The sequence below is a fragment of the Thermus sp. genome (assembly GCF_039793865.1).
Classification (GTDB): Bacteria; Deinococcota; Deinococci; order Deinococcales; family Thermaceae; genus Thermus.
The window spans coordinates 1-3,946 of sequence record NZ_JBAMMI010000069.1 but is presented as its reverse complement, the minus strand read 5'-3'; the positions used below and the strand labels follow the sequence as shown (position 1 = coordinate 3,946).

Below are 3,946 nucleotides of genomic sequence, written 5' to 3'. Positions count from 1 at the left end.
CCAGGGGGGCGAAGTTCGCCCCCGAGTGGCGGGTGCGCAGGTTGGGGGAGATGTAGCGCACCACCTCGGCCTCAAAGGGGCTCCGCTCCCCGTACTCGGAAAGGGGCGCCCCCAGGGCCTTGGTGGGGGCAAAGGTCTCCTCCGTCCAGGGGAGCCCCTGGGCCCTTCCCTTGAGGAGGCCGAGAAGCCCCCTGCGCCCAGGATGCGGAAGAACTTCCTTCGGTCCACATACCCTCCTAGTGTATGCGCTTCCGGCAAGGGAAAGCCCCCGCTCCTTCGGGAGCGGGGGCCTAAGGCCCTTAGGCGGGGCCGAATATGTCGTTCCAGAGCCCCAGGGCCCAGCCGATGGCGGCCTCGCCGTTCGCCTTGGAGCGCTGGTTGTCCACGCTGTTTTGGGCCTTGATCTGCTTGGCCGCCTCGTCCCAGGAGTAGTTGGCGGCCACCCAGATGGCCTCCTCGGAGTCCACGAAGGAGTAGCAGATGTTGGAGGGAAGCTCCGGCGGGATCTCGGCGAGGGGCTTGCCCTTGAGCCTCTCCGTGAGGTGGCGGGCCACGATGGCGCCGGAGACGTAGGCCACCATGCCGCTTTTGGGGTAGGGGGTGTTCCCGGTGATGTCCCCCACCAGGTAGACCCGGTCGTCCTTCTCCGAGAGGAAGTAGGGGATGCGCACGTTGGCCCAGCGCTCCCCAAGCCCCACCTGGCGCACGATCTCCGCCGCCTTCATGGGGGGGATGAGGTCCGCCAGGGTGAAGGGCACGTCCCCGAGCTCGGTCTGGACCACCTTCTTCTCGTAGTCCAGGCCGGTGATGCGGGTGTTGGGCTGATACTCCAGGTAGTCCTTGTAGAGGTCGTTGTAGGCGGCGAGGAACCCGGGGGCCTTGGAAACGGGCTGGGGGTTAGCGTCCAGGACGATGACCTTGCCCTTCACCCCCTTGGTCTTGAGCCGCCAGGCGAGCATGGCCGCCCGCTCGTAGGGCCCAGGGGGGCAGCGGTAGGGGGGGTTGGGGATGTACATGACGAGGTCGCCCCCGGTCTCGTCAAACTCGTCCAGCATGCGGCGGAGGGCGACGTGCTCAAAGGGCTTGAAGCCCACGGGCATGAGGTGCTTCACCTCGGCGTAGCCGGGGATGGCCTCGTACATGTAATCAATGCCCGGGGCCAGGACCAGGTAGTCGTAGGCCAGGTACCCCCCCGTGGTCCGCACCAGGCGGTGGTCCCGCTGGATGTCCAGGACCTTTTCCTGGACGAAGATGACCCCGTCCTTGACCACGTTGGTGTAGTCAAAGACGAGCCACTCCAAGGGCTTCACCCCGGCGAGGAAGAGGTTGGACATGGGGCAGGACATGAAGAGGGGCTTCTGCTCAACGAGGACCACCTCCACCTCGGGGTTCTGCTGCTTGAGCTTGCGGGCCACCGTGGTCCCGCCCCAGCCGCCCCCCACCACCACCACCCGGGGCGCCCGGGTGCGGGGGAGGAGGGTGGGGGGGCTGGCGTAGAACTCCTGGGCGAAGCCCTTGCCCCCCAGGGCCCCGGCCGCAGCCAGGGCCGCCCCTGCCTTCAGAAGGTCGCGCCGATTCACCTTACCCATAGCTCCTCCTTTCCTTATTGCCCAGGGCGGTACGGCTTACCGCCCGTGGCATCGAGGATATCCGTCATCACCTTCTTCGCCTCCTGGAGCATGGCCACCGCCGGGCTTCCCATGACCCCCGGCATGATGGTCATGAGCATGGGCTCAATGGCCCCCACCAGGACGTCCCCACCCATTTGCATGGCGAAGAAGCGGCAGGGGGCGGCGAAGCCCCCGGCGGGCTGGGTGAGGAACATGATCCGGGCCCACTCGCTCTTGCAGGGCATGATCACCGTCGCCGGGCCCACCTCGACGTTGGGGAGGAGGTTGAGGCCGTTGGCGGTGAGCTCGGACTCCACCAGGAGGACCACGTCCTCGGCCTTGGCCGAGGGCACGCGGTAGAGGAGGGCGGGCATCATGCCGCTCTTGGGGTCGGGCATCAGGGCGGGGGGCACCCGCTTCACGGGGCCGAGGCGGACTAAGGCGGCCTCGAGGCGCCAGGTGGGGCGCTCCACCTCCCCCTCGTAGACCCCGAGCATGGAGAAAAGGAGCCTGCCGTCAAGGGTGCCCACGGTGTAGCGGCCCTTCTCCCCGGTGACGAAGTTCAGGACCCGGTCGGGCTCGAGGCCCGAGGCCTCGAGGGCCTGAAGGGCCTTGGCCTCCACCTCCTCCAGGGAGCCCCGCACCTCCGCCACCAGGGACTGGGCGGAGGCCAGGCCCAGGAGGGCCAAAAGGGCGAAAAGCTTCCTCATCATCCACCCCCTCTATGGGAAGGCCGGCGTCCAGCCAGCCTTTGAAGCCGTGGGCGATGTTCTTGGCGTTCTTGTAGCCTTTGGCCTGCAGGAAGGCCGCCACCACCGCGGAAACGCCCCCCGAGTTGCAGAGGATCAGGGACTCCTTGCCCTTGGGGAGCTCGCGCAAGCGGTCCGGGACCTTCCCGGCGTAGATGTGCACCGAGCCCGGGATGGAGGAGGAGAAGCGCCAAGAGCATTACCTTTCGCATACACCACCTCCCTAAGGGCGCCCGGGAAGACCCGGGCGCCCGCCCTAGGCCAGCTCCAGCTTGGCCGCGCCCTCGCCCGTGTCCCCGTCCGTGTCCTTGAGCTTGACGGTGAAGGTCCCGGGCTTCTCCGCCTTGAACTTAAAGCCGTAGAGGGGGTTGGCGCTGGTGGAGGGGCCGGGGCGGGCCTCCGCCACCTTTTCCCCCTCAAAGTAGACCTCTACCAGGTTGATGTACTTGGCGGGGATGAGCTTCCCCTCGGCGTCCCGGCGGGTGCCGGGCTCGTTGGGGTGCTGGGCCACCGCCTGGAGCTTGAACTCCTCGCCCACCTTGGGCTTGGCTGGGGTTAGACGCACGATCACGCGAATCGCCATGGCTCACCTCCTTAACCGCACCCGCCCGCCGTGAGCCGGGTGCTGGCCGAGGCCAGAAGGAGCTTCCCGTCCTGGGTCTCCACCACCGCCCGCACCGCCGTGGTCTCCGCCAGGCGCACCCGGGTGGCGTAGTAGGGCAGGGCCTTCATGGGCATGAAGCTCGCCAGGCGGGGGGTGGGGTTCTTGTCGGCGAAGAGGTGGACGGCCTTGATCTGGGCCGAGGGCAGGTTTACCTCCACCTCGGCGGGCACGTTGGCCCCGCTTTCGGCGATGGCGGGCATGGTGAGCCTCACCAGATCGGAAGGGGTGAGGTCCTTGAAGCCCTTGCCCAGGGTCTCCTGCAGGGCCTTTTCCAAGTTGGCCAGGTCCTCGCCCTCGAGGCCCTGGGCCCTCACGGGAAGCCCAAAGAGGACCCCGGCCCCTAGGGCCGCTCCGGTAGCCTTGAGAAACGCTCGCCTATTCACACGCACCTCCCTTGACGCACATCTGGCGAAGCTCCTCCAGAAACTGCGCCCGGGGCCGGCTGCCAAAAAGCCGGCCAACCTCTTCCCACGCCCCCTTGCGGAAGGCGAGGAAGACGAAGGTAGGGGTCCCCGGCACCCAGAAGCGCCGGGCGAGCTCCCGGCCCTCGGGCGTCTCGGTGCCCACGGAGGCCACCACGAAGCGCTCCTCCAGAAGGCGGCTTACGGCGGGGTCGGAGAGGACGAAGGTGTTCATCTGGTCGCAGTAGGGGCAGCGGGGGCTGTGGAAGTAGACCACGACCACCCGCCCGTGGGCCTGGGCCAGGGCCTGGGCCTGGGGCAGGGGATACCAGCGGCCGAAGTCCGGGGCCGCCAAGGCCAGGCCCATCAGGAGGAGCTTCCAAAGTACCCGGTATGCGTACATACTCCACTCTGCCTGGGTACACCCAAGGACATTTGTACCATACTCGCGGGTCAAGGAAAAATCAAGAGCCTAGGGCGCAAACCTCTGTGTACTTATTCACAAACCCCCTTCCCTTATCC

The 3,946-nt window shown here is 67.3% G+C and carries 5 protein-coding genes and 2 pseudogenes; all 7 read right to left on the bottom strand.

Going from position 1 to position 3,946, the window contains the following annotated elements:
• Nucleotides 1-228: pseudogene (locus tag ABJK26_RS06590) on the bottom strand (sulfite dehydrogenase); the annotation flags it as partial.
• A gap of 71 nt (nucleotides 229-299) precedes the next feature.
• Complete coding sequence (locus ABJK26_RS06585; RefSeq protein ID WP_347241486.1) at nucleotides 300-1,589, bottom strand: FAD-dependent oxidoreductase; 1,290 nt, start codon at nucleotides 1,587-1,589, stop codon at nucleotides 300-302.
• Between the two features lie 14 nt (nucleotides 1,590-1,603).
• The gene (locus ABJK26_RS06580) at nucleotides 1,604-2,320 is read right to left on the bottom strand and encodes a translation initiation factor 2 (RefSeq protein ID WP_347241487.1); all 717 of its coding nucleotides are present in this window, start codon (nucleotides 2,318-2,320) and stop codon (nucleotides 1,604-1,606) included.
• A gap of 7 nt (nucleotides 2,321-2,327) precedes the next feature.
• Nucleotides 2,328-2,534, bottom strand: a pseudogene (locus ABJK26_RS06575) (rhodanese-like domain-containing protein); the annotation flags it as partial.
• Nucleotides 2,535-2,615: 81 nt separating this feature from the next.
• Complete coding sequence (soxZ, locus tag ABJK26_RS06570) at nucleotides 2,616-2,942, bottom strand: thiosulfate oxidation carrier complex protein SoxZ (RefSeq protein WP_347241485.1); 327 nt, start codon at nucleotides 2,940-2,942, stop codon at nucleotides 2,616-2,618.
• Between the two features lie 11 nt (nucleotides 2,943-2,953).
• Nucleotides 2,954-3,406 carry a thiosulfate oxidation carrier protein SoxY gene (gene soxY / locus ABJK26_RS06565; protein WP_347241484.1) on the bottom strand — a complete coding sequence of 151 codons (453 nt, stop codon included), beginning with the start codon at nucleotides 3,404-3,406 and terminating at the stop codon, nucleotides 2,954-2,956.
• Nucleotides 3,399-3,791, bottom strand: coding sequence for a thioredoxin fold domain-containing protein (locus ABJK26_RS06560; RefSeq protein WP_347241483.1), 393 nt, complete (start codon nucleotides 3,789-3,791; stop codon nucleotides 3,399-3,401). The genes soxY and ABJK26_RS06560 overlap by 8 nt, the downstream gene beginning before the upstream one ends.
• Nucleotides 3,792-3,946 lie beyond the last annotated feature (155 nt).